This is a genomic window from Streptomyces albidoflavus (assembly GCF_000719955.1).
In the GTDB taxonomy this organism is placed as follows: Bacteria; Actinomycetota; Actinomycetes; order Streptomycetales; family Streptomycetaceae; genus Streptomyces; species Streptomyces albidoflavus.
The window spans coordinates 12,100-36,305 of the sequence record NZ_JOII01000007.1 but is presented as its reverse complement, the minus strand read 5'-3'; the positions used below and the strand labels follow the sequence as shown (position 1 = coordinate 36,305).

The following is a 24,206-nucleotide window of genomic DNA, read 5'->3' as shown; positions in this document are numbered from 1 at the left end:
CACCGAGGAGCACCCCGTGCTTGAGGCATTCTTCTCCGCCCTGCTGGTCCTGGTCTGCGTCGGCGTTCTCGCCTTCGTCGGCCTGAGCGTGAAGAAGCTGTACCAGGGCCAGCGCTGACCCGGCTGCCCCGCCCGAACCGAACCCCTGCGACGAAACGCGTGAGCCGCTCATGATCGAGATTCCGTCCGACCTCCATCCGGACCTCGTGCCGCTGACCTTCCTCCTCGGCGACTGGGCGGGCGCGGGCGTCTTCGACTTCCCCGGCGCCGAGAAGTGCAACTTCGGCCAGGAGGTGTCCTTCAGCCACGACGGCCGGGACTTCCTGGAGTACCACTCGCACACCTGGGTCCTCGACGAAGAGGGCAACAAGGTCAAGCCCCTGGAGTCCGAGGCGGGCTTCTGGCGGATCGACAAGGACCGCAAGGTCGAGGTCGTCATGACCCGCGACGACGGGGTCGTCGATGTCTGGTACGGCGAGCTGGCCGACCAGAAGCCGCAGATCGACCTGGCGACGGACGCGGTGGCCCGCACGGCGGCCTCCGGGCCGTACAGCGGCGGGAAGCGGCTCTACGGGTACGTCAAGAGCGACCTCATGTGGGTCGGGGAGAAGCAGACCCCCGAGGTGCCGCTGCGGCCCTACATGTCCGCGCAGCTCAAGAAGGTCGTGACCCCGGGCGAGGTCGAGTCCTGGGCCAAGGACCTCGGTGACCTCCCGGACGACGGGATCGCCTTCTTCAAGTAAGGGGTGGCCTCAAACGCCGGGCAGGCTCGTGGCCTCAAGCGCCGGCCGGGCTATAGACAGCCCGGCCGGCGCTTGAGGCCCCCTCTACACTGGGCCGTGTGGTGAGTATCGACTGGAAGAGCGATCTGCGACAGCGCGGTTACCGACTGACGCCCCAGCGTCAGCTGGTGCTGGAGGCCGTCGACAAGCTGGAGCACGCGACCCCGGACGACATCCTCGGCGAGGTCCGCAGGACGGCGGCGGGCGTCAACATCTCCACGGTCTACCGCACCCTGGAGCTCCTGGAGGAGCTGGGCCTGGTCAGCCACGCCCACCTGGGCCACGGCGCCCCCACCTACCACCTGGCCGACCGCCACCACCACATCCACCTGGTCTGCCGCGACTGCTCCGAGGTCATCGAGGCCGACGTCTCGGTGGTGGAGGGCTTCACCGCCCAGCTCCGCGAGAGCTTCGGCTTCGACACCGACATGAAGCACTTCGCGATCTTCGGCCGGTGCGAGGCGTGCACCCGCAAGCGCGAAGAGGCGGCGGCCCGCGACTGACCCGCGCCCCCGGGCTCGTACCCGGGCTCGTACGGGCGGAATATTCAGGGCCCCACCGGGCGTCCTAGGCTGTGTGTCCATGAAGAGTCCCCTGCTGTCCCTGCCCGGTGCCGTGCCCGCCGAGGGCCCCGACGAGGGCGTCGCCGCGCACTACGGCGACCTCTTCCGCGAACAGCGTGCCCTCGCCGACGGCACGGGCTTCGTCGACCTCTCGCACCGCGGCGTCCTCACCGTCACCGGCGACGACCGGCTGAGCTGGCTCCACCTGCTGATCACCCAGCACGTCAGCGAGCTGCCCGCCGGCCGCGCCACCGAGGCCCTGGTGCTCACCGCCAACGGCCACATCGAGCACGCGCTCTACCTGGTGGACGACGGGACGACGACCTGGGTGCACGTCGAGCCGGGTACGCAGGGCGCGCTCCTCGCGTACCTGGAGAGCATGAAGTTCTTCTACCGGGTCGAGGCCGCCGACCGGACCGAGGAGTTCGCCCTCGTCCACCTGCCCGCCGGGTCCATCGTGAGCCTGGCCGAGGGCGAGGCGGCGGCGGTCCGTGAGACCCCGTACGGGCGGGACGTCTTCCTGGAGCGCGGGCGGCTGGAGGAGTTCGCCGCCGCGCACGGCCCGGCCGTCGGCGTCCTCGCCCACGAGGCGCTGCGCGTCGAGGCGCACCGGCCGCGGCTCGGCTTCGAGACCGACCACCGCACCATCCCGCACGAGCTGGGCTGGATCGGTACCGCCGTCCACCTCCAGAAGGGCTGCTACCGGGGCCAGGAGACGGTGGCCCGCGTGCAGAACCTGGGCAAGCCGCCGCGCCGCCTGGTCTTCCTCCACCTCGACGGCAGCGAGGTGCACCTGCCGGGTCCCGGTACGCCGGTCCGGCTGGCCGCCGACGGGCCGGACGGGCGGAAGCTGGGCTTCGTCACCACCTCGGCCCGCCACCACGAACTGGGCCCGATCGCCCTGGCCCTGGTCAAGCGGAACGTCCCGGTCGACGCGGAGCTGATCGCGGAGTCGACGGCGGCGGCGCAGGAGGTCGTGGTCGAGCCGTAAGACAGTCGCAGGGCAGTCGTAGGGCAGCCGTAGGGCTGTTGGGGCTCTGTACGGCCGCAGGGGAGCCCGGTGAGGCCGGTGCGCCCCGTGTGTCGCCGTGCGCCGTCCGTGCCCCCAGGTGCGCCCTGGGGTGGCGATGGCGCGCCCGCCCGGGGTGGCGGAACGCGTCCCCGGCGGGGGCCGGCGGACGGTGGGGCGCGGGCGCGGTCAGACCTCCAGCAGGACCGTGAACGGGCCGTCGTTGGTCAGCCCCACCCGCATCTTGGCGCCGAACCGGCCCGTCGCCACGGTCGCGCCCAGCTCGCGCAGGTGCGCCACGACCGCCTCGACCAAGGGCTCGGCGACCGGGCCGGGAGCCGCCGCCGACCAGGTGGGGCGGCGGCCCTTGCGGGCGTCGCCGTAGAGCGTGAACTGGCTGATGACCAGGAGCGGGGCGCCGGTGTCGGAGCAGGAGCGCTCCTCGTTCAGGATGCGCAGGGACCAGAGTTTGCGGGCCAGTTGGGCCGCCTTCTCCCCGGTGTCGTCGTGGGTGACACCCACCAGGACGCACAGCCCCTCGCCGCTGATCTCCCCGACCGTCTCGCCGTCGACCACCACGCTCGCGCCGTCGACCCGCTGCACCACTGCTCGCATGGACCCATCATGCCGTGCGCCCGGCGTGTGCCGCGTACGCGCCCGCGCGCCCCTCACGCCCCACGCCGGGCCGGAACGGTACCGCCGTACGGGCACGAAATCGGGCACTCCGGCACGTTGCGGTCATCCGGGGTGGCACGATGCTCCCACGCGGTGCAGCCCGCCGCCGGTTCGAGGGGACGGACGAGAGACATGAGCACGTCGAGCACATCGAGTACGCCGACCACGGCAGGCACCGGACGACTGGCCCCGGAGCAACGTTCCGGCGGCGTCTACGGGAGCGCGCGCCCGCCGACCCAGCGCACCGACAGCCCCGCCCCCGGCGCCGGCCTGTCGGCCACCGGGGAGCCCACCCGCGACCTCGTCCTCCTCTCCCTCGCCGAACTGCGCACCGTGCGCCGTACGGCCCTGCGCGACGAGGGCGACCTGAGTTACGTACGGCGCATCCTCCAGGGCCGCCTGGACATCCTGCGGGCCGAGGCGGCGACCCGCAGGGCCGAGCGGACGGCGGCCGCCGGGAGCGATTCCGCTTCCGGGTCTGCCCAGGCGGGCAGCCCGCGCCCGGCCGGGGCCACCGGCGCCGGTGAAGGCACCGTCTCCGGTTCCGGTTCCGGTCTGGCGCTCGGCTTCGGGGCCGGGCTGACCGGGGCGGGACGGCGGCTGGTCGTGGGGGCGCCGGTGGTGGCGCGCCTCTCGCAGATCCTCGCCGACGCCCCCACCCGGCACCGCGCCTCCGCCCGCCACGTCACGGTCTCCGTGCCGCAGGGCGAGGAGTCCCGGCGGCTCGCCGCCGAGATGCTCTCCGAGGTGGAGCTCTCCGACCTCTCCGCCCTCACCGACGAGGAGCTGGAGACCGCCACCGCCCGCCTCGGCCGCTACGAGCTACAGGTCTCCCGCCGCCGCGCGCAGCTCCAGCGCACCGCCGACGCCTGCGGCGCGGAGATCACCCGCCGGTACCGGGAGGGCGAGGCGCAGGTCGACGACCTGCTGGCCTGAGCCGGGCCGGTGGCCGGGCGCCGCCCCGCGACCACCCCGGCCGCGCGGTCCGGCCGCGGATGCCGAGAATGGGAGGACCCAGCTCCGGAAGGCCGCCCGATGTCCCCCGCTCAGCCCGTCCCGCCCCGTCCCGCCGCCGACGCCCCCGCCCCGCCGCCCGCCGGGCCGTCCCCGGTCCTCGCCGAGGTGGTGCGCTCCGGCTTCGTCGAGGGCGTCCACCGGGGCAGCGTCGTGGTGCTGGAGGCCGACGGCAGCGTCGCCTGGTCCCTCGGTGACCCGGACCGGCCGGTCTTCCCGCGCTCCGCCAACAAGCCCATGCAGGCCGCCGCGATCCTCCGCGCCGGCCTCGACCTCGCGGGCGAACGGCTCGCCCTGGCCGCCGCCAGCCACTCCGGCGAGCCCTTCCACCTGGAGCTGGCCGAGCGGATGCTCACCGAGTTCGGCCTGAGCGCCGACGCCCTCCAGTGCCCGCCCGACCTGCCGCTCGACCCGGTGGAGGCCGAGCAGTACCTCGCCTCCGGCCAGGTCCGCCGCCCCCTCACCATGAACTGCTCGGGCAAGCACGCCGCCATGCTCGCCGCCTGCGCCCGCAACGGCTGGCCGCTCGACAGCTACCTCGACCCCGCTCACCCGCTCCAGCTCCTGGTCCGCGAGACCGCCGAGGCCGCCGCCGGCGAGCCCGTCGCCGCCCTCGGCACCGACGGCTGCGGCGCCCCGCTGATGGCCCTCACCCTGCCGGGCCTGGCCCGCGCCTTCGCCGCCTTCGTCCGCGCCGAGCCCGGCACGCCCGAGCGCCGCGTCGCCGACGCCATGCGCGCCCACCCCGAGTACGTCGCCGGGACCCGCCGCCCGGACACCTGGCTCATGCGCGCCCTCCCCGGCGCCCTGTCGAAGATGGGCGCCGAGGCGGTCCAGGCGGTGGCGCTCCCGGACGGCCGCGCCCTCGCCTTCAAGGTGGACGACGGCGCCACCCGCGCCCTCGGCCCGGTCCTCGCCCGTCTCCTGGAACGGCTCGGGTACGCGGGCGAGACGGCCACCCGGATCGGCAGCGCGCCGCTGATGGGCGGCGCCGTCCGGGTCGGGGAGATCCGGGCCGCCTTCTGAGGACGGCCGACGGGGGCGCGGGTCAGCTCCGGCCGAGCAGGCCCGCAAGCGAAGTACGGCGTTCCTGGAGGCAGTTGAGGCGTTCGTCCAGGGCGGCCAGCTCACCGGCGAGGAGGTCGCGCAGCTCGCCGCACCAGTCGATGCCGCTGTCGAAGGTGTCCTGGTCGACACAGGGCAGCACGGCCTGGATGACCTCGGTGGTCAGCCCCGCGTCGAGCAGGAATCTGATCCGGCCCACCACGGCGACCGCGTCCTCTCCGTACGAGCGGTAGCCGTTGGTGCCGCGTGCGGCCTGGAGCAGGCCCTGGTCCTCGTAGTAGCGCAACAGCCGCCTGCTGACGCCGGTCCGGCGGGACAGTTCTCCGATCAGCATGTGACGCCCCCGTCTCCTCACGGCCCGCCGGGGAGAGATCCGGCTTGACCTTCTCACTGATGTGAAGCCTTAACGTCCTTTTCCAGAGCGGCATTCCGCCCCGCCGGGGGGAGGGCGGACCGCCCGGGCCGCCGCCCGTCCACGGGGGAAGGGGCGGCGGCCCCGACCGCAGCGCCCCCGGCCGTCCGCCCGCCCGCCCCGCACCGCAGGAGCAGCCGTGACCTCCTTCCCGACCCAGGCCCCGGACCAGAACCAGGACCGCTCGTTCCTCTTCGTCCTCGGCAGTTCGCGCCCCGACGGCAACACCGCGCAGCTCGCCCGGGCCGCCGCCGAGCACCTGCCCGCCGCCTACGGCCGGCGCTGGATCGACCTCAACGACCTCGATCTCCCCGACTTCCAGGACGGCCGCCACGAGGGCGAGCGCTGGCAGCCCGGCGAGGCCGAGGCGACCCTGCACGAGGCGACCGTCGCCGCCACCGACATCGTCATCGCCACCCCGCTGTACTGGTACTCCTTCTCCGCCCAGACCAAGCGCTACCTCGACTACTGGTCGGGCTGGCTGACCCTGCCCGGCTCCGACTTCGCCGCGCGTATGGCCGGGCGCAGGCTCTGGGGCGTCACGGTCATGGCCGACCGCGACGAGGTGGTCGCCGGCGGCCTCGACACCTCCCTCCACCACACCGCGGCCTACCTGAAGATGGGGTACGGCGGCATCCTCCTCGGCAACGGCTCCCGCCCCGGCCAGGTCGCCGTCGACGAGCGGGCCCAGCGCCGCGCCAAGACCTTCTTCGCCGGCCCCACCCCGCTCGCCCGCTTCCCGCACGAGGAGGCGGCCGAGGCCGCGTGAGGCGCCCGGGGACCCGCCACAGATCCGGCCGCCGGGACCTCCCCCGGCGGCCCACTCGGCGGTACGCTGCCCGGCACGCCCCCTGGTCTCCCCGCCGAGCGAAGCGGACACTCCCCTCGTGACCTCCAGCACGCACCCTCCCGAGCCGACCGCCGACGAACTCGCGGGCCTCCGCGACCTGGTCGCCGCCGCCAAGACGGTGATCGTCGGCTTCGACGGCCCCCTCTGCCGCCTCTACGACCCGCTCACCGCGCGCACCGCCGCCGACTCCCTCACCGCGCTCCTCGCCGAGCACGGCGTCCCGGCCGGCGACGTACCCGGCCGCACCCCGCTCGCCCTGCTCCGCTCCCTGACCCTGGGCGCCCTCGACGACGACCCCGCGCTCAGCACAGCCCTGGACGAGCTGCTGACCGGCTCCGAGGTGGCGGCCACCCTGACGGCCCGCCCCGCGCCCTACGCCGACAACCTGGTCCGCACCTGGTCGGCGGTGGGCACCCGGCTCGCCGTCGCCACCGGCCACTCCGCCGACGCCGTCCACGCCTACCTCGCCGGACGCGGCCTCACCGCCTGTTTCGGCCCGCACGTGTACGGCCGCACCGACGGCCTCACCCACCTGGGCCACGACGCCCCGCCGCGCGCCCTGTCCGCCCTGGGCGCCGACCCCGCCGAGGCCCTGGTACTCGGCTCCACCCCCGAGGACCTCCGCGCCGCCCGCGACGCGGGCGCCCCCTTCCTCGGCTACGCCCGCGACCTCCCCGCCTACGACCGCCTCCGCGCGGCCGGCGCCCCCCTGGTCACCGGCACCCTCGAACCCGTACGCCAGGCCGTCTGGGAGCTGAACCTGCCCCGGCGGTGATTCCGGTACGGCACCCTCACCCGGGGTCGTCGGGGAGCGCGGGGTGCAGCCGCCCGCAGCCGAGCATGGGGCAGCGGACGTAACGGGGCTGCTCGGGAGCGGGAACGGGTTCGGTGGGCGGCGGGGCCTGACTCTCCAGCGCCGCCCGACGCCGGCAGCCCTCGCACGCACAGGGCGGAAAGCGCAACGGGTCGAACTCGCGGTACGCCTTCCCCGGCGGCTCGTACCCCGCGCTCATCCCTCCCCACCCGCCCGGCACTCGGCGCTCTCCCGGTGCCGCTTGAGCAGGACCCGGCAGTCGGTGGCCTTGCTGTAGTCCCGCTGGCCGTTGGCGACCGCCTCGGCCAGCCTCCACGACTCGCAGGTGGAACAGGGCTGGGCGCCTTTCCCGTGAGGGGAGTCGGCAGCACTCATGGGCATGCCTCCTTTCGTCGAGGGAAGCGCCCCGGGGGCGTGAACACCCGTGAATACGCCCCGGCGTTCACTCCACTCCGTAGCGATTCCGCTACCAAGGGGCATCAGCGTGACCTAGGGTCGAGATGCCTTCAACGTGGCAGGTGGGCAAGAAAGGACGGGCACGGGGTGGTCAATCGCAAGGAGTTGAACCCGGAGGCAAGCCCGCACGCGGCCTTCGGGGCGAAGCTGCGGGTGGTCAGGGAAGCGCAAGGGCTTACTCAGGATCAGCTCGGCAGCGCGATGGGATACACGTGCGGCCACATCTCATCCGTAGAAACTGGTCGCAAAGTGCCGACTTTGCGGTTCTCGCGTCAGGTGGACCAAGCGCTGGGGACGGCGAACACGGAAGACTCGTTCGAGCGGCAGTGGAGGGAGATCCGGCAGGGCAGCTTGCTGGAGGGGGCGCCTGAGTACATGGGATGCGAGGCGCGCTCCGCAGAGATACGGCTCTACGAAGTCGGCGTCGTGCCTGGGCTTCTTCAGACGCCGGAGTATGCCCTCACTCTGGCTGAGGGCGCTGTGCTACGAGGCTCGATCACCGAGGAACAGGCAGCCGAGCGCGTGCAGATGATCGCTGACCGGCAAGAGGCTCTGAGTCGTCGGTCGCCTCCGATGGTCTTTGTCGTGCTCGACGAGAGCTGCCTCCGTCGGCCAGTCGGCGAGCCCACCATCATGAACGCACAGCTTGAGTACCTGATGGAGTTCGCCGATCGTCCGAACACGATGGTTCAGGTGGCCCCCTTCGACCTGGGAGCACGTCGTCCCTTCGATCTCCCGATCTACATCCTGACCATGCCTGACCGGCAGCTCATGTCGTACGCGGAGTCGGCCCAGAGGGGTCATCTCGACAGGGAAAGTACTTCAGTTCTTCCCCTGCTCACGGCCTACCATCAGCTACAGGCTCTGGCGCTCTCCCAGGCTGCGTCCGTGGCCATGATCAGCCAGTTACGAAAGGGCACCCCGTGACGTCCGAACCCCACTGGTTCAAGTCTTCCTACAGCAACAACGGCGGTGTTTGCGTCGAGGTCGCCATCAACCTCGCTGCCCCGCACGGCATCGTCCCCGTCCGCGACTCCAAGGTGCAGTCCGGCCCCGTTCTGACCGTTCCGGCCACCGCCTTCTCCTCCTTCGTGGCAGGGGTCAAGGCGGGCACCCTCCGCTCTGCCTGAACGATTCGGCCCCCTCGGGCCACCGCTGAACCGCCCCGTCGCTTCCTGCGGCGGGGCGGCCCGCTGTCCGGATCGTGCCTCCTGACCGACGCCCACCTCGTCCGTACGATCGAGGGAGACCGAAGCGTGCCCAGGGCTACGAGAGGGACCCCCATGACCCCCAACTCCCCTTACTGGCGCAAGTCCTCGTACAGCTCGAACGGCGGGGACTGCGTCGAGGTCCACATCCCCCCGGCCCTCGACGCCTCCCCGGACTGGTTCAAGTCCTCGCACAGCAGCAACGGCGGCGCCTGCATCGAGGTGGCCGCCAACCTCCTCCCCACCCACGACCTCGTCCCGGTCCGCGACTCCAAGACCCCGTCCGGCCCGGTCCTGACCTTCCCGGCCACCGCCTTCTCCTCCTTCGTGGCGGGCATCAAGGCGGGCGAGTTCCGCTCCGCCTGAACGAAACGGGTTCCCGGCTGCCGCGCCCGCATGACGGCGGGAACACCGGCCGGCTCACCGTCGCACGCTCCGGACATCCGTCCTGGCCCGCCCTGCACCCGCGCGCCCGTGACCACCCGCCCACAGGCGCGGGTCATCGGTTCCTCTGCCGCCCGTCACTTCTCGGTCAACCTTCTCGCCGGGTATTGCCGATGATCTAGGATCTGGAGATTTCTCCTACTGCGCCAATCACGGCCACCGCGAGAAACCCGACGCCGACCGCCATCCATACAACCCGCGTGGCATTGCGGGCCGCAGAGGCGTTTCGTCCTCCCGCTCTGCGTGACACCATTTTCCCTTGAGCTTTGGACGCGTAGAGCCCGACGAGGATGCACGCGGCCCCCGCCACGCCGAGGGATAGTGGACCTATCATGCGAGACTTCCCCTCTTCCTGTGCCTGGAATTCTCTTTCGGCGAAATCTCCGACGCCTATGCGCAGGGTTCCTGTTGCGAGCCCGCCACCCCTGGCCGTTCATTGAGAGCGGTCAGCTTTGCCCTTGGGGCGCAGGTACGCGAATGCAATTACCCCGACCAGTGCCACCCCAATGGCCATCGCCATCCACGTAGATATTCCTGAAATAGCCAGGATCGACCCTGTGGCTACGCAGATGATCGCGCTGATGAGAAAAAAACGCTTGGACATCTTCTAGGTTTCTCTCTTCTTTGGCGGAGTTGCGGCGATGCACCCGACTGCTGCGCCGATCCCGATGAATCCGCTAGGAGGTGGCGGCTCCGCGCCGAGTCGATCCGTAGAAGTTTTCATGCCTGCATGGAGGGCGTCTACCCTTCATGCCTGCATGGAGGGCGTCTACCCAGGGCTGCCCCAATCGTTCACGGGGGCAGCCCTCGGTGAAGAAACCGCGAAGTCGCCTTTAGGTGCTCTACTCTAGTGTGGTTCGAGGACGCCGAAGATTCCCAGAATCGCCGCGATGATCATAATGGAACCTATCGCCGCAGGGCCCAGCGATGTGGCCTTCGGGTGTTTCGCGTTAGCCCGCCCGAAGGGCGTGTTCTGCGAACTGGCGAAGTGCGCGAAAATATTCCTCGAAAGGATGAGGGCGATACCCATCACCAGCAGGAGGATTATGGTTGTCATGTCGCTCCTTGAGGTGGAGATGTCAGAAGCCAATAGGCGACTTGACGTCCTCTGTGGCCGGCTCCACTCTTATGGCCTTTGGAGCCTTGAAAACGGATTCGTGCACTCCCACAGGTCTCCGTCCTCTTCCTTCGGGGTTCCGTCTTCGGCCCGTCATCCGTGAGCGAGTTGTACGTGTAGCACGCCACGAAGAATGCGGGCGCGGGCTTCGCCCCTCTGATGAGCGATTTTGCTGCCGAGGCGATTGGCGAGTACCAGGCCAACCCGCTGGGGGTGACGGGGTCGCCTTCGGCGTAGAGGTAGGGCTGGGGATCTTTTCGGTGGTGTGGGTGGTGTGGGTGACGCCTCGGGGGCTGTAGGCGTAGGTGTTGGTCTTGGCGCCGGTTTCGTCGGCGAGGTAGTAGTACGCCTTGCCGTCAGCTGTCATGGAGTTGAGGGTTCCCCCGGGTTCTCGGGTGAACCCGGTGTCGGCACCGGCTGTTGAGGTGGCGGCCGGGCCGAGGGCGCCGTGTCCTCCCGGCGGGACGCGCCGAAACGCCCCGCCGCTCGCTGCGACGGGGCGGTTCGGCAGTCGCCCGAGGACGCTGCTCGCGCTCAGCGCCTCAGCCCCTCAGCGCGTCCGGAACCGGAACAGCGCGTTCGAGGCGGCCACCGCGATCAGCAGGATGCCGCCGCACCAGGCCAGTGCCGTCCAGGGTGCCGAACCGAGCGGCTCGTCCAGGAGGAGGGCGCGCAGGGACTCGATGAGTGGGGTGACGGGCTGGTGCTCGGCGAATCCGTGCAGCCAGGTCGGCATCGTCTCGATCGGTACGAAGGCGCTGCTCGGGTACGGCAGGAACATGAGGAAGAAGGTGAACCCGCTCGCCCCCTCCGGCGTCCTGGCCAGCAGTCCGACGCCGGCCGCCAGCCAGGAGACGGCGACCAGGTAGGCGAGGAGCAGCCCCGCCGCCGCCAGCCAGGCGAGCGGGTCGGCGGCCGGGCGGAAGCCGATCAGCAGGGCGACCGAGAGCACCATCGCGGTGGCCAGGATGTTGCGGACGACGCTGGCGGCGACGTGCCCGGCCAGCATCGGCGTACCGGTGACCCCCATGCTCCGGAAGCGGTCGACGACCCCGGTCCGCATGTCCTCGGTGACCCGCATCGCCGTCCCGGCCGACCCGTACCCGGCGCAGAGCACCAGCAGCCCGGGGACGACGTACGTGACGTAGGCGCTGCCGGTGTCGATGGCGCCGCCGAAGAAGTAGACGAAGACCAGCATCAGGGCGACTGGCAGCAGGATCGCCATGAACAGGGCTTCCGGATCGCGGCGGTTCATCCGCAGGCAGCGGCCGGCCAGGGTGAGCGCCTCAGACATGGCTGGGCTCCTTCGCGTCGGTCGTGCCGGTCGTCTCCGTCGCGGGGGCCCCGGTGAGGGCCATGAACACGTCGTCCAGGGTGGCGCGGCGCACGCTGAAGCCGGTGATCTCGTCGCGTCCCGGGTCGAGTTCGTCCAGCAGGGTGCGCAGGTGGCGGGCGTCGCCACGGGTGGGGAAGGAGAGAGTCAGCGTCTCGGGGGAGCGGTGCGCCACCGGGTGCGGGGTGCGGGCCTCCAGCCGGGCGAAGGCCGCGGCGTCTGCCGCCGTCACCTCCAGCACGGTCTGCCCGGCGGACGCCTTCAGCTCCTCGGGCGTCCCCTCGGCCGCGATCCGCCCGCCGTGCAGGACGGCGACGCGGTCGGCCAGCTGGTCGGCCTCCTCCAGGTACTGCGTGGTCAGCAGTACGGCGGTCCCGGCCGCCGCCAGTTCCCGCACCACCTCCCACAACTGCCGCCTGCTGCGCGGGTCGAGGCCGGTCGTCGGCTCGTCCAGGAAGAGCACCCGGGGCTCACCGACCAGTCCGGCCGCGAGGTCGAGCCGGCGCCGCATCCCGCCGGAGTACGTACGGACGAGACGGCCCCCGGCGTCGGTGAGCGCGAACCGCTCCAGCAGTTCGGCGGCGCGCCTGCGGGCCGCCGCCCGGGTCAGGCCGGCCAGCCGGGCCGTCGTCCAGAGGTTCTCGGCGCCGGTCTGCGTCTCGTCGACGGCGGCGAACTGGCCGGTCAGGCTGATCGCCCGCTGCGCCCGGCGCCGCTCGGTGACCACGTCGTACCCGGCGACCCGGACCGATCCGGCGTCCGGGTCGGTGAGCGTGGTCAGCACGCGGACGGTGGTGGTCTTGCCCGCGCCGTTCGGCCCGAGCAGGGCGAGGACGCCGCCCTGCTCCACCCGCAGGTCGACGGAGCGGAGTACGGCGTGGTCGCCGTAGGACTTGCTGAGGCCCTGGACCTCTACGGCGGCGTGCGGTGGCTGTCTCACGGCGGTCTCCCCCGGTGGAGTGCTTCTGCGTATGGCATACGCGCTACTGTTTAAGGGTTACGCAGAAATAGGATGGCGTCAACAGGCCAGGTAGGAGGAGCAGGCATGGCGCCACCACCGCCCGAGAGGCGCGATCCCGCGGACGAGACGGGGCTGCCCGCCAGCGTCGAGGCCGCCTGGGGGTTGCGCGGGCGCCCCACCAAAGGGCCGCGCCCCGGCATCGGGGTCGAGCGCATCGTCGACGCCGCCGTGAAACTGGCCGCCACCGAGGGGCTCCAGGCCGTCTCCATGGGCCGGGTCGCCAAGGAACTGGGCGCCTCCACCATGTCCCTGTACCGCTACGTCGCCGCCAAGGACGAACTCTTCATCCTCATGCAGGAGGCGGCCACCGGGCTGCCCCCCGAGGACGCCCCGCCCCCCTCGGCCGGCTGGCGCGCCCGGCTCGCCTGGTTCGGGCACGCCTACCGAGGCGTCCTGGAGGCCAACCTCTGGCTCCTCCACATCCCCATCAGCTCCCCGCCCGCCACCCCCAACTCCGTCGCCTGGATGGAGGCCGGGCTCGACGCCCTCGACGGGACCGGGCTCGACGAGGCGACCAAGCTCGGCGTGATGATGCTCATCAGCGGCTACGTCCGCAGTCAGGCCGGGCTCATGGCCGACCTCACCGAGGCGATGCGCCGCAGCGGGCGCTCGGCCGAGGACACGCATCGCCAGTACATCCACACCCTGACCCGTCTCGCCGACCAGCGGGGTCCCGAGGCGTTCCCCGCGGTCCGGCGGCTGCTCGCCTCCCAGGTGCTGGGCGAAGGGGATGACGCTGACGCTGACTTCGACTGGGGGCTGCACCGGAAGGCGGCCGTGTGTGCAGTTTGCTGCGGGGGCACCCCGACCCGTCCCCGCCCTTCCGTCTCGCACCATGCAGTTTGTGAGGAGGTACCCCGGCGCGGCCCCGCCCCACCCCCGTGCCGGAGGAACCGCGAACCTGACAGCCCGGCCGGCGTTTGAGGCCAGTCCGTGACCGGCACGGTCGAGACGGAGCCCGGCAAACCCCAGCCCGGCCGGCGCTTGAGGCCAGTCAGTGACCGGCACGGGCAACAACCGGCACCCCCAGTCGCGGCGCAGCCACACCCCAGCCCGGCCGGCGCTTGAGGCCACAGAGCCGGGCCGGCAAGTGAGGCCAGGCTAGACCCGAAGCCCCGGCGGGAACCCGGTCCACCGAAGCTCCTCCGGGAGGTGGCGGATGTCGTTGTAGACGATCAGCGAGGAGGGCCCCTCAGGCGCGTAATGGATGATGCTGAGCGCCGCATTGGCATGGTGCAGCCCGATCCACCGCCAGTCAGGCGCATCCAGCGCCTCGCGCACAAGCCACCCGATCACGAAGTTGTGCGTGACGACCAGCTCATGCCGAGCCACACCCCCGGGCACCGCCCCGGTGAACCTCCGCAAGGCGTCCCGGGCCAGCTCAGGCCCGGGCAACCGCTCCCGCTCGGGCAACTGCAACAGCCACTCCCACGTGGCCTCGGGCAACCCCGAGGCCACCTCCCGGCGCTCCGGCAGATAGGGCACGTAGTCCCCGGCCGAGTCGCAGGCACGGGGCACGGGCTCCTCGTCGTCCCGCTGGGCGGCCACGATCTCGGCCGTCTCGCGGGCCCGCGCCTGCGGCCCGTGGTGGATGGCGGAGAGCGGCACCCCGCGCAACCGCTCGCCGAGGAAGGCGGCCTGTCTGCGCCCCTGCGCGGAGAGCCCTCCCTCGCCCGGCGCGTCCCCGTGCCTGGCCAGGTAGAGCGTGCGGGAGGCCATCCCGGTGGCGGCGGTGGAGGTCATGGGTGTGGGTCTCCGGATCTGTGGTGCGGACCGGCGCGCCATGTGCTGGTGGGGGCGCCCGGTAGGCCGGTCGTACGGCCGGTGGTTGTCAGGACTGCGACCCGGGAAGGCACGGTTCCGCGCGTGCGGGTGGCTGCCGACTCCCTCTGGTTGTCGCGGTGTTCGCCCCGAGGTGTGGCCCCGCCGCAGGTGCGACGAGGCCGCACAGGGACTGCCCACCCCCTCGCCGTTCCATGACTGCCGAACAGGAGCACGCGGTGGTGGCGGCGCGCACGGGGGCGTACGCCGCAACCCTTCACGCCCCGCTCTTCGGCAGGGACGCCGCCTCCGCCCCCGCGACGGCGAGCGGCTTTCGCGCCAGGACGAATCCCTGATCCCCTGCCCGCGGTCCGTCCCCCGCGTCGGGACGCCGCGTCATCGTGGCCTCCACGGTGAACCCGGCAGCCCTCAGCAGCCCCTCCACCTCGCCGGGCGGCACCCAGTACACGTCGAGGGAGAGCGGATGCCCGTATGCGTGGTCGAGGTGCCGCACCCGCTCCCCGGCCTTGTACGCGAGGAGCAGCCGCCCGCCGGGTGCCAGTACCCGGTGGATCTCCGCGTAGACCCCGGGGAGCAGCCCCGGCTCTATGTGCACGGTCGAGTACCAGGCGACCGCGCCGCCCAGCTCTCCGTCCCGGTGCCTCAGCGCCGCCATCGTGCCCTCATCGAAGCGCAGGTGCGGATGCCGTTCCCGCGCCACCGCGACCATCCCGGGGGAGAGGTCGATGCCGTAGGCGTTCACTCCGAGGTCGGCGAGGTGGGCCGTGATCCGTCCGGGGCCGCAGCCGAGGTCGGCGACGGGGCCCGACTCCGGTCCCCGGACGAGTTCGGCGAAGGCGGCGAGCAGGGCGCGTTCCAGGGGCCTGGCGTCCAGTTCGGCGCGGAGGAGTTGTTCGTAGGTGGTGGCGACGGTGTCGTAGGAGGCGCGGGTGGCGGCGTCGGCGGTCTCGGTGGTTTCGGTTGGCTCGCTGAGGGCGGTCACGAGGGGCGAGGGTACGTGGGGCCGGCCCCCTCGTCCCCCTCGTCCTGCTCCGCGTACTGCCCCACGACCTCCGCAGCGAGTTCGCGTAGGCGGGTGCGGGCCTCGGGTGGGTCGGTGATGAGCAAGTCGGCGCCGAAGGGGAGGAGTTGGCGGACCTCTTCCAGGTTGCGGCAGGAGAGGGTGAGGGCGACCTGGTCCGGGCCGGGGGAGGGGGAGAGGGCGGGGCCTTCGCCGGGGCGGTGCACGGTCACGCGGGAGCCGAGGATGCGTTGGGCGCGTTCGGCGTGGCGGGCGGCGAGCAGGCCGTGGATGCGGAGGTCGGCCGAGGTCTCCCAGCCGGTGGTCAGTTCGGCGACCGCGTCGGCGAGGGAGATTCCGGGGCGCAGGCGTCGGGGCGCGGCGGTGGGGCGCCAGTCGGTGAGGCGTTCCAGGGAGTAGAGGCGGGGGGTGCCCGAGCGGTCGGCGACCAGGTACCAGCGGCCTGCCTTGGCCAACAGGCCGTACGGGTCGACCAGTTGCCAGGCAGGGGCAGACTCCGCCGCGCGCCGGTAGCGGATGCGGAGCCGGACGCCGCGCCGGACGTCGCCGACCAGGGCGCTCGGTTCGAGGCCCTGGGCGCCGGACCAGAACCACGGCCTGCTGTCGGTGGTGACCACCGCGCTCAGCGGCAGCGGGGGGCCGGCCGCCCCTGACGCCCGCGCCGCGACCTTCTCGCGCGCCCGCCGCCCGTCGGCGGCGGCCCCCAGCTGGTGCCGCTGCCGGTCGTCGAGGCCGTGCAGGGCGAGCTGGTCGCGCTCGGCGGGGGTGAGCCGCGCGGTGTCCAGGGCGCCGCCGGGCAGCAGCGTCACCCCGCCCCACCTGCCCCGTTCGACGAGTACGGGGAAGCCCGCGTCCTGGAGCCAGCGCAGGTCGCGCAGGACGGTGCGGACCGACACGCCGGTCTCGGCGGCGAGGTCGGTGGTGGTGACCGGGTCGCGGCGGGTCTGGAGGGCGAGGAGCAGGGCGAAGAAGCGGTCCGGGGTCACCCGGCCACGATCTCACCCGGCCGCCGCGCGGCAACACGCCAGGATCTGTCAGGTATGGCAGGCAGGCTTCCCCCCGTACCGCACGACCACCGAGACCGAGCAGGAGCTGCTTCGCCATGACCCGCCCGAACATGTTCATCGTCCACGTCTCCGACGCGCCGGAGTCCGCCCGGTTCTACGGCGACCTCTTCGCGATGGAACCCGTCTTCGAGGCTCCGCGCTTCATCGCCTTCGAGCTGGGCGGCGGCGTCCAGCTCGCCCTGTGGAGCGGCGCCGCCGAGGACCTGTCGGGACCGCGCACCTCCGAGGTCTGCCTCAACCTCGACGGCGCCCCGGCCTCGGTCGACGCCCGTCACGAGGAGTGGACGGCGAAGGGCGTCACCATCGTCGAGGAGCCGCACGACGCGGTCTTCGGCCGCACCTTCGTCGCCGCCGACCCCGACGGCAACCTGATCCGCGTCGCTCCCCTCGACTGAGCCCGGCCGGTCCGGCTCTAGACCCCGAGGAGTTCGGCCACCCCGGCGAGGGTGGTGACCTCGTACGCGTGGCAGTGCGGGGCGGACGGCTCGTACCCCCGGTTGAGGTATACCGTCTCCCGCACGCCCAGGTCGGTCGCCGACTGGAGGTCGTAGCGCGGGCTCGCCGAGACGTGCAGCGTGTCCTCCGGCCGGCAGCCCAGCTGTGCGTAGAGGTACTCGAAGGCGCCGAGCCGGGGTTTGTAGGCGCGCGCCTGCTCGGCGGTGTACACCGCGTGGAGGGGGGCTCCGAGGAGGGCGGCGTTGCGGCTCGCGTGCTGGTCGGAGGCGTTGGAGAGGATGACGAGGGGGTGGCGCGCGGCGAGGCGGGCGAGGGGGCCGGGGACGTCGGGGTGCGGGCCCCAGGTGGGGATCTGGTCGAAGACGGCGGCGGGGTCGGCCGGCCGGAAGGGGATGCCGGCGCTGCGGCAGGCCCGTTCGAAGGCCCGCGCGATCAGCTCGTCGTAGGGGCGCCAGTCGCCCATCGACTCGTCGAGCTGGTAGGCGGCGAACCGGCGGCGGAACACGTCCCGCTGCCCGGGGGAGGAGATGGCCTCGATCGTCTTCTCGGCGGCGGCACCGACGGGGAAGTCGGTCAGCGTCCCGTACATGTCGAAGGTGACGAACTGGGGATCAGGGCGTCGGCTCATGTGGGAGCCAACCGGGCGCGTGCGAGGCGCTATTCCCTCAAGCTCCCGCGACCCCTACTCCTGGCCACTCTCAACGTATAGCCGAAGGGGGGCCTTGCGGCAAGGCCCCCCTCTTCCCGCACAATGACCCGCCGAAGCCGCTACCTGCGGAAATGGCAGAGATGTCGGAGATGGCGGAGATGGCGGGAATAGGTCGTGATGTACGGGGACGGGTGGGAAGCGTGACGATGATCGACGTTCTGGTGGTCGGGGCCGGGCCGACCGGGCTGATGCTCGCCGCCGAACTGCGGCTGCACGGTGTGCGTACCGTCGTGGTGGAGAAGGACACCGAGCCCACCGGGCACTCGCGGGCGCAGGGGTTGCACGTGCGCAGCACCGAGGTGATGGACCAGCGTGGGCTGCTGGACCAATTCCTGGCGCGGGGACGGCAGTTCCGGGTCGGCGGGTTCTTCGCGGGGCTCGGGCCCGCCTGGCCGGAGGGGATGGACACCGCCCACTCGTACGTGCTCGCCATTCCGCAGGCCGAGACCGAGCGGCTGCTCGCCGAGCACGCCACCGGGCTCGGCGCCGAGTTCCGGCGCGGGTGCGCGCTGACGGGGCTGGAGCAGGACGCGGACGGGGTGACGGCCGGGCTGGCCGACGGCACCCGGCTGCGCGCCCGCTACCTGGTCGGCTGCGACGGCGGCCGGAGCACGGTACGCAAGCTGCTGGGCACCCCCTTCCCGGGCGAGCCCAGCCGCGTCGACACCCTCCTCGGCGACGTGGCGCTGACCGCCACCCCGGAGGAACTGGCCGCCGTCACCGCCGAGGTGCGCAAGACGCATCTGCGGTACGGCGCGATGCCGCTGGGGGAGGGCAGGTACCGGGTGATCGTGCCGGACGAGGGGGCGAGCGAGGACCGGGCCGCCCCGCCCACCCTGGACCACCTGCGGGCGCGGCTGCGGGCGGTCGGCGGCACCGACTTCGGGGCGCACGACCCGCGCTGGATCTCCCGCTTCGGCGACGCCACCCGCCAGGCCGAGCGGTACCGGACCGGCCGGGTGCTGCTGGCCGGCGACGCGGCCCACGTCCACCCGCCGACCGGCGGCCAGGGCCTCAACCTCGGCGTCCAGGACGCCTCCAACCTCGGCTGGAAACTCGCCGCCGAGGTGAACGGCTGGGCCCCCGACGGCCTGCTCGACAGCTACCACGCCGAACGCCACCCGGTCGGCGCCGCCGTCCTCGACAACACCCGCGCCCAGACCGAGCTGATGAACCCCGGCCCCGGGCAGCGCGCCCTGCGCCGCCTGGTGGCGGAACTCATGGAGTTCGAGGAGGTCAACCGCCACCTCATCGAGAAGATCACCGCCGTCGCGGTCCGCTACGACCTCGGCGGCGGCCACCCGCTCGTCGGCCGCCGCCTGCGCGACGTACGACTCGGGCGCGGCCGTCTCTACGAGCTGACGCACGCCGGCCGCGGCCTGCTCCTCGACCCGGCCGGCCGGCTCTCGGCAGGGGGCTGGGCCGACCGCGTCGACCACGTCGTCGACACCGGACCGGAACTCGACGAACTGGACGTCCCCGCGGCCCTGTTGCGCCCCGACGGGCACGTGGCCTGGGTCGGGGACGACCAGGAGGAGCTGGCCCCCGCCCTGAAGCGGTGGTTCGGCGAACCGGCGGCCGGGTGAACCGGCCGCCGGGAGCCGGGCGGGCGTAGGTCAGCCCGCCGCCAGCCCCGCGAGGACGGCGGCGGCCGGCCCCGGGTGGACCAGCCAGCGCAGGTGGCTGCCGTCCAGGGTGTGCACGTCGAAGGGGTTGCCGGGGGTGAGCGCGTCGGCCTCGCGGATCATCCGGTCCTGCGCGGCGGGCGTCAGACTGGTGTCGTCCGCCAGCCGGACGTACGTCCTCGGGACGGTGCCCCAGGTCGCCGCCTGGGCGCGGTCGGCCTCGGTGCCGGCGTCGAGGCTTTCGTCGGGCTGGAAGGTGTTGAGGAAGGTCCGGAACTCGTCGTCGGTGAGATCGGCGCCGAACGCCTCCTTGAACGTGGCCAGCGCCGCCGGGTCCGAGGTGCGGAAGTTGGTGCGCAGCAGGCCGAGTTCGGCCGGGTTGCCGAGGAGCGAGGGGGCGAAGGCCATCGGGTCGACGGAGGCCATCTCGGGCTCGGCGTAGTAGTCGCCGACGGGCAGGTCGACCGGGCACCAGGCGGAGACGTAGACGAGGCGGTCGATGAGGTCGGGGCGGGCGTTGGCCACGGCGGTGATCGTGGCGCCGCCCCGGCTGTGACCGACCAGGACGGTGGGGCCGTTCCGCCGGGCCCGCTCCAGGGCCTCGATCACGCGGGCGGCGTTGTCGGCGAGCGTGACGCCCTTGATGGCCCCCGGCTCGGCGGCGAGCGCCGCGAAGTCCTGCGGCGCCTGGTAGGACGCGGGGAAGGTGGCCTCGAACCCGTGTCCCGGAAGGTCGACCGCGACCGAACGGTGCCCGAGCAGGCCCAGTTCGGCCTGGAGCGGCGCGAAGGAGAACGAGTTGGCGAAGGCGCCGTGGACGAGGACGAAGGTCGGAGAGAGGGGCATGCGCCTCAGCTTCCAGGGTGGTGGGCTCACCCGGCAAGTCACCCCGCTGGAGGATCTCTTGAGCCGCTGCCGGGACGGCTCTACCGTCGGCCGCATGGCTGACGAGTGTTTCCGGCACCCACGGCTCGCCGCGGTCTACGACGCCCTCGACCCCGACCGGGGCGACCTCGACGCCTACGTGCGGGCGGTGGGGGAGTTCGGGGCGCGGCGCGTGCTGGACATCGGGTGCGGCACCGGGGTGTTCGCGCTGCTGCTGGCGGCACGCGGGATCGAGGTCGTCGGCGTCGACCCCGCCCGCGCCTCCCTCGACGTGGCCCGGGCCAAGCCGGGCGCCGACCGGGTGCGCTGGATCTGCGGCGACGCCACCGGGCTTCCGCCGCTCCGGGCCGACCTCGCGACCCTGACCGCCAACGCCGCCCAGGAGATCACCGGCCCGGACGCCTGGCGCGCCACCCTGCGCGGGGCGTACGGCGCCCTGCGCGCGGGCGGCCACCTGCTCTTCGAGACCCGCGACCCGGCCCGCCGCGCCTGGGAGGAGTGGACCCCCGAAGCCTCCCGGCACACCACCGAGATCCCGGGCACCGGCGCCGTCGAGAGCTGGGTCGAGCTGCGCGAGGTGCGCGGCCCCCTGGTGACCTTCCGCTGGACCTACGTCTTCGCCGCCGACGGCCAGGTCCTCACCTCCGACTCCACCTTGCGCTTCCGGGTACGGGCGCGGGTACGGTCGCGTAGAGGCAGCGAAATGGCCCGGGACCGATGACTTCGCGCCACGCACACCGTCTTCCGTGGTGAACGTGCGTGCTCGCCCGGCGCCGCACCGCACCCGCCACGACAGGAGACCTCCCGCATGACCGACCCGGTCTGGGCCTCGATCCACGCCAAGCGCGCCGCGCTCGCCGCCGACCTCGCCGGACTGACGGAGGAGCAGTGGGCCACCCCCTCGCTCTGCTCCGGGCTGACGGTGCGGGAAGTCCTCGCCCACCTCACCGCGAGCGCGAGCCTCAACGCCGTGCGCTGGATGGCGGGGGTGATCCGCTGCCGGTTCGACTTCGACCGGCAGGTGGCGGTGCGGCTGGCCGAGCAGCTGGGCGCGACCCCGGCCGAGACGCTGGAGCGGTTCCGGAGCGTCGTGGCGAGCACCACCAAGCCCCCCTTGCCCGTCGTGGCCATGCTCGGCGAGACGCTCGTCCACGGCGAGGACATCCGGCGCCCGCTGGGCCTGCGCCGCGACCACCCGGTGGAGGCCGTCACCCGGGTCGCCGCCTACTACCAGGGCTCCGACCAGGTGGTCGTCGCCCGGAGCCGCGTCGCCGGGCTGCGGCTCGTCGCGGACGACGGCCCGTTCACGAGCGGGACGGGTCCGCTCGTCTCGGGCCCCACCCTCGCCCTGGTGATGGCGATGACCGGGCGGACCGCGTGCTGCGACGACCTCGACGGCGAGGGCGTGGAGCTGCTGCGCTCCCGGTGCGGGGCGGGCGCGGCGTGAGCCACGCCCCGCGCGGTCAGAGGGCGAGGACGGGCCGGGTGGAGAACTCCTCGTACATCTCCTCGCCGTCCGGGCCGTACACGAACTCCGCCATGGCCGGATTGCGCTGGGCGGTGGCCAGCGGCAGCCAGGCCAGTACGGCCCCGTAGCCGCCGCACACCGACTCGCCCCCGTCACCGCCGTGGACCGCGCCGGGCTCGCTCGTCAGCTCCGCGTCGTAGGTGTCGTGGGCGATACGCAGGCCGAAGGCGTTCGGCTGCTGGTGCGGGCCGCTGTCGTCGCCGTACGGGATGCGGTCCAGGGGGCACGTGTCGCCCCACCGGAACAGTGTGTCCGCCCCCGCGCCGCAGGCGTGCTCCCACTCGTCGGAGCTGGGCATCCGCAGGCCCTCGGCGGCGAGGAGGCCGGGCGTTCCGGCGGGCGGCGCGGTCAGCTTCTCGGCCTCGACCGCCATCAGCACGGTGGGCACGGTGACGGTCCGGCGGGGGCTGAGCACCTGCGCGAGGTGGCTCCGCAGGTCAGGTCCGTAGCCGTACCCCTGCTCCGCACTCTCCGCGTAGCCGGCCTCCAGCCCGGGCGGCAGCCGCCGGCCGTCCGCGTCGAAGCCGAGCGTCACCTCGGCCCCGGGTATCAGCGCGAACTCCCGCCCCCGGCACGCGATCCGCACCCGGTGCAGCGGCGCCCCCAGGTGCTCCACGGTCTCCACGGTGGTCACCTGCCCTCCGGCCCGGTCGGCCGCCTGCCGGGCGAGGCGGCGGGCGGCGGGCGGGTCGAGGGAGCGCCAACGGGAGAGGCTGAGGCCGGAGAGGGACATGGGGGAAGTGTCGCAACGGGGACCGACAGCGAGCGGACCGACGCCGGTTCAGCCCGGACCCCGCCGCGAGGAGCCGCCGGCGATCAGCACCCCCGCGAACGCGGCCTGCGCCACCACCTGGTACCCCATCCACACCTCGCCCCCCGCGCCGCCGCCCCGCCAGGCCACCAGCAGCCCGGCCAGCGCCGCCAGCACCCAGCCGCTGTCGTAGCCGATCATGAGCCGCGTGTACAGCCGCATCGACCGGCTGCCGGTGTACGCCAGCTCGACGCCGCCGCCGATCAGCAGGACCACCCCCGCGACCGCCATCAGCCAGACCGGCGTCCCCAGCAGCCGGCCGAGCGGGACGGCGCCCACCAGGTAGCCGACGGCGAGCGCGATCTTGAAACCCCCGTCGGCGACGGCCCCCGCCGTGCCCCGGCTCACTCGTACGTCCACGTTCTTCCCCCTCGCGACGCGTCGCGTCCCGCCCATGTTCTCGTAACGAGATTACGGTAATAATCTTCTTATGAGAATGACGAGGGCCGAGGCCAAGGAGCGCAACCGTCGGGCCCTGCTGGACGCCGCGCTGGAGGTGGTGTCGCGGGACGGGTACCGGGCCAGGCTGGACGAGATCGTCGCCCGCGCCGGGCTGACCACGGGCGCCGTCTACTCCCTGTTCGGGAGCAAGAACGGCCTGGTGGTGGCCTTGGCCGACGAGCATCTGCGGCCCCATTACGAGGAGATCGGGCAGGCCGTCCCCGCAGGGCTCGGCCTGCTGGAGGCGGTCGACGTCTTCGCCCGGCACTACCGGCGCGGCCTGGACGCCCCGGACGCCTGCTCGGCCCTCTCCCTCCAGATCACCCTGCTCGACATGGCCCTGCACGACCCGGAACTGGGCGCCCGGCTCGCCACCTCCGTCCGCGAACAGGAGGACCAGCTGGTCGCCCTGTTCACGGGAAGGCCCCACCCCGGCGGCACCGTCAGCCCGCACCAGGCACGGCACCTGACCACCGCCCTCCGGGCCCTGCTCACCGGCCTCGGCCAGGGCGTACCTCTCGGCCTCGCCCCCGACGCCGACGAGGAGTTCTTCGCGGCCGCGGCACGGGCGCTGGCGTCTGGGGTGTCCCTCGTGGGGGAGGGTGCCTGAGACGCTCGCTACTTTTGCAAGCGGCCCGCTTGCAAAAGTTAGCGGGGGTGGGGCATGGTGGGCGCATGGCATCGCTCAACGTCGGTGGTCTCGGGGAGTATCTGCGTGAACAGCGGCGTACGGCGCAGCTGTCGTTGCGGCAGCTCGCCGACGCCGCCGGGGTGTCGAACCCGTACCTGAGCCAGATCGAGCGCGGGCTGCGCAAGCCGAGCGCGGAGATCCTCCAGCAGATCGCCAAGGCGCTGCGGATCTCCGCCGAGACGCTGTACGTGCAGGCCGGGATCCTCGACGAGCGGGACCGCGGCGAGGTGGAGACGCGCGGCGTCATCCTCGCCGACCCGACGCTCGACGAACGGCAGAAGCAGGTACTGCTCCAGATCTACGAGTCGTTCCGCAAGGAGAACGGCTACGGGGCCGACGATGGGCCCGCGGGCGAAGGCGGCACATCCTCCGCCGGGACGGCGGACGCCTCGTAAACAGCTGCCGGGCGCGGTGCGCGGCAGGTTCC

General features: G+C 72.7%; 31 protein-coding genes. 17 read left to right on the top strand and 14 right to left on the bottom strand.

Features of this window, described 5'->3' with window-relative positions:
* The first annotated feature begins 170 nt into the window (after positions 1 to 170).
* The 3 genes from IF45_RS0110040 (at position 171) to ygfZ (ending at position 2,336) form a co-directional block, all read left to right on the top strand.
* Positions 171 to 743 carry a heme-binding beta-barrel domain-containing protein gene (locus IF45_RS0110040; protein WP_003949036.1) on the top strand — a complete coding sequence of 191 codons (573 nt, stop codon included), beginning with the start codon at positions 171 to 173 and terminating at the stop codon, positions 741 to 743.
* A gap of 98 nt (positions 744 to 841) precedes the next feature.
* Positions 842 to 1,285, top strand: a complete 444-nt coding sequence (locus IF45_RS0110035; protein WP_015507630.1) for a Fur family transcriptional regulator — start codon at positions 842 to 844, stop codon at positions 1,283 to 1,285.
* A gap of 79 nt (positions 1,286 to 1,364) precedes the next feature.
* Entirely contained in the window at positions 1,365 to 2,336 is a 972-nt protein-coding gene (gene ygfZ / locus IF45_RS0110030) for a CAF17-like 4Fe-4S cluster assembly/insertion protein YgfZ (RefSeq protein ID WP_008415477.1), read from the top strand.
* Between the two features lie 207 nt (positions 2,337 to 2,543).
* Here ygfZ and dtd read toward each other — a convergent pair whose 3' ends face one another.
* Positions 2,544 to 2,969 (bottom strand): D-aminoacyl-tRNA deacylase, encoded by a 426-nt coding sequence (dtd, locus tag IF45_RS0110025; protein ID WP_003949033.1) that lies wholly within the window; start codon positions 2,967 to 2,969, stop codon positions 2,544 to 2,546.
* Positions 2,970 to 3,161: 192 nt separating this feature from the next.
* On the opposite strand from dtd, the gene IF45_RS0110020 reads away from it, so the two are divergent.
* Together IF45_RS0110020 and IF45_RS0110015 are read left to right on the top strand one after the other, a co-directional pair.
* A complete protein-coding gene (locus IF45_RS0110020) occupies positions 3,162 to 3,965 on the top strand; it encodes an RsiG family protein (RefSeq protein ID WP_030306866.1) in 804 nt (267 codons plus the stop codon).
* Between the two features lie 99 nt (positions 3,966 to 4,064).
* A complete protein-coding gene (locus tag IF45_RS0110015; RefSeq protein WP_030306865.1) occupies positions 4,065 to 5,069 on the top strand; it encodes an asparaginase in 1,005 nt (334 codons plus the stop codon).
* A 22-nt stretch (positions 5,070 to 5,091) separates the two neighbouring features.
* Here IF45_RS0110015 and IF45_RS0110010 read toward each other — a convergent pair whose 3' ends face one another.
* The gene (locus IF45_RS0110010) at positions 5,092 to 5,442 is read right to left on the bottom strand and encodes a MerR family transcriptional regulator (protein WP_030306863.1); all 351 of its coding nucleotides are present in this window, start codon (positions 5,440 to 5,442) and stop codon (positions 5,092 to 5,094) included.
* Positions 5,443 to 5,659: 217 nt separating this feature from the next.
* Between IF45_RS0110010 and IF45_RS0110005 the strand changes: the two genes are divergently transcribed.
* Both IF45_RS0110005 and IF45_RS0110000 read left to right on the top strand, forming a co-directional pair.
* Positions 5,660 to 6,289 carry a flavodoxin family protein gene (locus tag IF45_RS0110005; protein ID WP_030306861.1) on the top strand — a complete coding sequence of 210 codons (630 nt, stop codon included), beginning with the start codon at positions 5,660 to 5,662 and terminating at the stop codon, positions 6,287 to 6,289.
* A 118-nt stretch (positions 6,290 to 6,407) separates the two neighbouring features.
* Positions 6,408 to 7,145, top strand: coding sequence for an HAD family hydrolase (locus tag IF45_RS0110000; RefSeq protein ID WP_008415472.1), 738 nt, complete (start codon positions 6,408 to 6,410; stop codon positions 7,143 to 7,145).
* Between the two features lie 16 nt (positions 7,146 to 7,161).
* On the opposite strand, the gene IF45_RS0109995 is transcribed toward IF45_RS0110000, so the two are convergent.
* Both IF45_RS0109995 and IF45_RS0109990 read right to left on the bottom strand, forming a co-directional pair.
* Positions 7,162 to 7,383, bottom strand: a complete 222-nt coding sequence (locus tag IF45_RS0109995; protein WP_008415470.1) for a hypothetical protein — start codon at positions 7,381 to 7,383, stop codon at positions 7,162 to 7,164.
* The gene (locus IF45_RS0109990) at positions 7,380 to 7,559 is read right to left on the bottom strand and encodes a hypothetical protein (RefSeq protein WP_008415467.1); all 180 of its coding nucleotides are present in this window, start codon (positions 7,557 to 7,559) and stop codon (positions 7,380 to 7,382) included. The genes IF45_RS0109995 and IF45_RS0109990 overlap by 4 nt, the downstream gene beginning before the upstream one ends.
* Before the next feature lie 168 nt (positions 7,560 to 7,727).
* Between IF45_RS0109990 and IF45_RS0109985 the strand changes: the two genes are divergently transcribed.
* From IF45_RS0109985 to IF45_RS0109975, 3 genes are all read left to right on the top strand, one after another.
* Positions 7,728 to 8,567 (top strand): helix-turn-helix domain-containing protein, encoded by an 840-nt coding sequence (locus IF45_RS0109985; RefSeq protein WP_008415465.1) that lies wholly within the window; start codon positions 7,728 to 7,730, stop codon positions 8,565 to 8,567.
* Positions 8,564 to 8,770, top strand: a complete 207-nt coding sequence (locus IF45_RS0109980) for a DUF397 domain-containing protein (protein ID WP_003949024.1) — start codon at positions 8,564 to 8,566, stop codon at positions 8,768 to 8,770. The genes IF45_RS0109985 and IF45_RS0109980 overlap by 4 nt, the downstream gene beginning before the upstream one ends.
* 153 nt (positions 8,771 to 8,923) lie before the next feature.
* Positions 8,924 to 9,214: a DUF397 domain-containing protein gene (locus IF45_RS0109975; RefSeq protein WP_030306859.1), complete on the top strand. Its 291-nt coding sequence runs from the start codon at positions 8,924 to 8,926 to the stop codon at positions 9,212 to 9,214.
* 925 nt (positions 9,215 to 10,139) lie between these two features.
* On the opposite strand, the gene IF45_RS0109965 is transcribed toward IF45_RS0109975, so the two are convergent.
* The 3 genes from IF45_RS0109965 to IF45_RS0109955 all read right to left on the bottom strand — a co-directional run bounded on the left by IF45_RS0109965 (position 10,140) and on the right by IF45_RS0109955 (position 12,682).
* Positions 10,140 to 10,349 carry a hypothetical protein gene (locus IF45_RS0109965; protein WP_008415459.1) on the bottom strand — a complete coding sequence of 70 codons (210 nt, stop codon included), beginning with the start codon at positions 10,347 to 10,349 and terminating at the stop codon, positions 10,140 to 10,142.
* A gap of 610 nt (positions 10,350 to 10,959) precedes the next feature.
* Positions 10,960 to 11,703 (bottom strand): ABC transporter permease, encoded by a 744-nt coding sequence (locus IF45_RS0109960; protein ID WP_008415458.1) that lies wholly within the window; start codon positions 11,701 to 11,703, stop codon positions 10,960 to 10,962.
* Entirely contained in the window at positions 11,696 to 12,682 is a 987-nt protein-coding gene (locus tag IF45_RS0109955; protein WP_030306856.1) for a daunorubicin resistance protein DrrA family ABC transporter ATP-binding protein, read from the bottom strand. The genes IF45_RS0109960 and IF45_RS0109955 overlap by 8 nt, the downstream gene beginning before the upstream one ends.
* 105 nt (positions 12,683 to 12,787) lie before the next feature.
* On the opposite strand from IF45_RS0109955, the gene IF45_RS0109950 reads away from it, so the two are divergent.
* A complete protein-coding gene (locus IF45_RS0109950; RefSeq protein WP_256671079.1) occupies positions 12,788 to 13,687 on the top strand; it encodes a TetR/AcrR family transcriptional regulator in 900 nt (299 codons plus the stop codon).
* A 177-nt stretch (positions 13,688 to 13,864) separates the two neighbouring features.
* Here the strand turns inward: IF45_RS0109950 and IF45_RS0109945 are convergent, their stop codons facing one another.
* From IF45_RS0109945 to IF45_RS0109935, 3 genes are all read right to left on the bottom strand, one after another.
* Positions 13,865 to 14,506, bottom strand: a complete 642-nt coding sequence (locus tag IF45_RS0109945) for a histidine phosphatase family protein (RefSeq protein ID WP_008415453.1) — start codon at positions 14,504 to 14,506, stop codon at positions 13,865 to 13,867.
* Positions 14,507 to 14,801: 295 nt separating this feature from the next.
* On the bottom strand, positions 14,802 to 15,527 hold the full coding sequence (locus IF45_RS0109940) for a class I SAM-dependent DNA methyltransferase (protein ID WP_003949017.1): 726 nt from the start codon (positions 15,525 to 15,527) through the stop codon (positions 14,802 to 14,804).
* Positions 15,524 to 16,552, bottom strand: coding sequence for a helix-turn-helix transcriptional regulator (locus tag IF45_RS0109935; RefSeq protein ID WP_008415450.1), 1,029 nt, complete (start codon positions 16,550 to 16,552; stop codon positions 15,524 to 15,526). Before IF45_RS0109935 ends, IF45_RS0109940 begins: the two co-directional genes overlap by 4 nt.
* Positions 16,553 to 16,668: 116 nt before the next feature.
* Between IF45_RS0109935 and IF45_RS0109930 the strand changes: the two genes are divergently transcribed.
* Positions 16,669 to 17,028 (top strand): VOC family protein, encoded by a 360-nt coding sequence (locus tag IF45_RS0109930; protein WP_008415433.1) that lies wholly within the window; start codon positions 16,669 to 16,671, stop codon positions 17,026 to 17,028.
* Positions 17,029 to 17,045: 17 nt separating this feature from the next.
* Here IF45_RS0109930 and IF45_RS0109925 read toward each other — a convergent pair whose 3' ends face one another.
* Positions 17,046 to 17,717: a haloacid dehalogenase type II gene (locus IF45_RS0109925; RefSeq protein ID WP_003949014.1), complete on the bottom strand. Its 672-nt coding sequence runs from the start codon at positions 17,715 to 17,717 to the stop codon at positions 17,046 to 17,048.
* Between the two features lie 227 nt (positions 17,718 to 17,944).
* Between IF45_RS0109925 and rox the strand changes: the two genes are divergently transcribed.
* Positions 17,945 to 19,384 (top strand): rifampin monooxygenase, encoded by a 1,440-nt coding sequence (gene rox / locus IF45_RS0109920; protein ID WP_030306852.1) that lies wholly within the window; start codon positions 17,945 to 17,947, stop codon positions 19,382 to 19,384.
* A 30-nt stretch (positions 19,385 to 19,414) separates the two neighbouring features.
* On the opposite strand, the gene IF45_RS0109915 is transcribed toward rox, so the two are convergent.
* Positions 19,415 to 20,269: an alpha/beta hydrolase gene (locus tag IF45_RS0109915; RefSeq protein WP_030306850.1), complete on the bottom strand. Its 855-nt coding sequence runs from the start codon at positions 20,267 to 20,269 to the stop codon at positions 19,415 to 19,417.
* A gap of 94 nt (positions 20,270 to 20,363) precedes the next feature.
* Here IF45_RS0109915 and IF45_RS0109910 point away from each other — a divergent pair, with 94 nt between their 5' ends.
* Complete coding sequence (locus IF45_RS0109910) at positions 20,364 to 21,029, top strand: class I SAM-dependent methyltransferase (protein WP_051720689.1); 666 nt, start codon at positions 20,364 to 20,366, stop codon at positions 21,027 to 21,029.
* Between the two features lie 87 nt (positions 21,030 to 21,116).
* On the top strand, positions 21,117 to 21,755 hold the full coding sequence (locus tag IF45_RS0109905) for a maleylpyruvate isomerase family mycothiol-dependent enzyme (protein ID WP_030306846.1): 639 nt from the start codon (positions 21,117 to 21,119) through the stop codon (positions 21,753 to 21,755).
* A gap of 16 nt (positions 21,756 to 21,771) precedes the next feature.
* Here the strand turns inward: IF45_RS0109905 and IF45_RS0109900 are convergent, their stop codons facing one another.
* Positions 21,772 to 22,569 (bottom strand): hypothetical protein, encoded by a 798-nt coding sequence (locus IF45_RS0109900; RefSeq protein WP_030306844.1) that lies wholly within the window; start codon positions 22,567 to 22,569, stop codon positions 21,772 to 21,774.
* Positions 22,570 to 22,617: 48 nt separating this feature from the next.
* Positions 22,618 to 23,043 (bottom strand): hypothetical protein, encoded by a 426-nt coding sequence (locus IF45_RS33615; RefSeq protein ID WP_242534325.1) that lies wholly within the window; start codon positions 23,041 to 23,043, stop codon positions 22,618 to 22,620.
* Between the two features lie 40 nt (positions 23,044 to 23,083).
* On the opposite strand from IF45_RS33615, the gene IF45_RS0109890 reads away from it, so the two are divergent.
* Complete coding sequence (locus IF45_RS0109890) at positions 23,084 to 23,698, top strand: TetR/AcrR family transcriptional regulator (protein ID WP_030306840.1); 615 nt, start codon at positions 23,084 to 23,086, stop codon at positions 23,696 to 23,698.
* Positions 23,699 to 23,763: 65 nt separating this feature from the next.
* The gene (locus tag IF45_RS0109885; RefSeq protein ID WP_008415410.1) at positions 23,764 to 24,174 is read left to right on the top strand and encodes a helix-turn-helix domain-containing protein; all 411 of its coding nucleotides are present in this window, start codon (positions 23,764 to 23,766) and stop codon (positions 24,172 to 24,174) included.
* The last annotated feature ends 32 nt before the right edge of the window (positions 24,175 to 24,206 follow it).

Coding starts and splice junctions, on each gene's coding strand:
- IF45_RS0110040 (WP_003949036.1), top strand. CDS start 171: ATGATCGAGATTCCGTCCGACCTCCATCCGGACCTCGTGCCGCTGACC.
- ygfZ (WP_008415477.1), top strand. CDS start 1,365: ATGAAGAGTCCCCTGCTGTCCCTGCCCGGTGCCGTGCCCGCCGAGGGC.
- dtd (WP_003949033.1), bottom strand. CDS start 2,969: ATGCGAGCAGTGGTGCAGCGGGTCGACGGCGCGAGCGTGGTGGTCGAC.
- IF45_RS0110020 (WP_030306866.1), top strand. CDS start 3,162: ATGAGCACGTCGAGCACATCGAGTACGCCGACCACGGCAGGCACCGGA.
- IF45_RS0110015 (WP_030306865.1), top strand. CDS start 4,065: ATGTCCCCCGCTCAGCCCGTCCCGCCCCGTCCCGCCGCCGACGCCCCC.
- IF45_RS0110010 (WP_030306863.1), bottom strand. CDS start 5,442: ATGCTGATCGGAGAACTGTCCCGCCGGACCGGCGTCAGCAGGCGGCTG.
- IF45_RS0109995 (WP_008415470.1), bottom strand. CDS start 7,383: ATGAGCGCGGGGTACGAGCCGCCGGGGAAGGCGTACCGCGAGTTCGAC.
- IF45_RS0109990 (WP_008415467.1), bottom strand. CDS start 7,559: ATGAGTGCTGCCGACTCCCCTCACGGGAAAGGCGCCCAGCCCTGTTCC.
- IF45_RS0109975 (WP_030306859.1), top strand. CDS start 8,924: ATGACCCCCAACTCCCCTTACTGGCGCAAGTCCTCGTACAGCTCGAAC.
- IF45_RS0109965 (WP_008415459.1), bottom strand. CDS start 10,349: ATGACAACCATAATCCTCCTGCTGGTGATGGGTATCGCCCTCATCCTT.
- IF45_RS0109960 (WP_008415458.1), bottom strand. CDS start 11,703: ATGTCTGAGGCGCTCACCCTGGCCGGCCGCTGCCTGCGGATGAACCGC.
- IF45_RS0109950 (WP_256671079.1), top strand. CDS start 12,788: ATGGCGCCACCACCGCCCGAGAGGCGCGATCCCGCGGACGAGACGGGG.
- IF45_RS0109945 (WP_008415453.1), bottom strand. CDS start 14,506: ATGACCTCCACCGCCGCCACCGGGATGGCCTCCCGCACGCTCTACCTG.
- IF45_RS0109930 (WP_008415433.1), top strand. CDS start 16,669: ATGACCCGCCCGAACATGTTCATCGTCCACGTCTCCGACGCGCCGGAG.
- IF45_RS0109925 (WP_003949014.1), bottom strand. CDS start 17,717: ATGAGCCGACGCCCTGATCCCCAGTTCGTCACCTTCGACATGTACGGG.
- rox (WP_030306852.1), top strand. CDS start 17,945: ATGATCGACGTTCTGGTGGTCGGGGCCGGGCCGACCGGGCTGATGCTC.
- IF45_RS0109915 (WP_030306850.1), bottom strand. CDS start 20,269: ATGCCCCTCTCTCCGACCTTCGTCCTCGTCCACGGCGCCTTCGCCAAC.
- IF45_RS0109910 (WP_051720689.1), top strand. CDS start 20,364: ATGGCTGACGAGTGTTTCCGGCACCCACGGCTCGCCGCGGTCTACGAC.
- IF45_RS0109905 (WP_030306846.1), top strand. CDS start 21,117: ATGACCGACCCGGTCTGGGCCTCGATCCACGCCAAGCGCGCCGCGCTC.
- IF45_RS0109900 (WP_030306844.1), bottom strand. CDS start 22,569: ATGTCCCTCTCCGGCCTCAGCCTCTCCCGTTGGCGCTCCCTCGACCCG.
- IF45_RS33615 (WP_242534325.1), bottom strand. CDS start 23,043: ATGGGCGGGACGCGACGCGTCGCGAGGGGGAAGAACGTGGACGTACGA.
- IF45_RS0109890 (WP_030306840.1), top strand. CDS start 23,084: ATGACGAGGGCCGAGGCCAAGGAGCGCAACCGTCGGGCCCTGCTGGAC.
- IF45_RS0109885 (WP_008415410.1), top strand. CDS start 23,764: ATGGCATCGCTCAACGTCGGTGGTCTCGGGGAGTATCTGCGTGAACAG.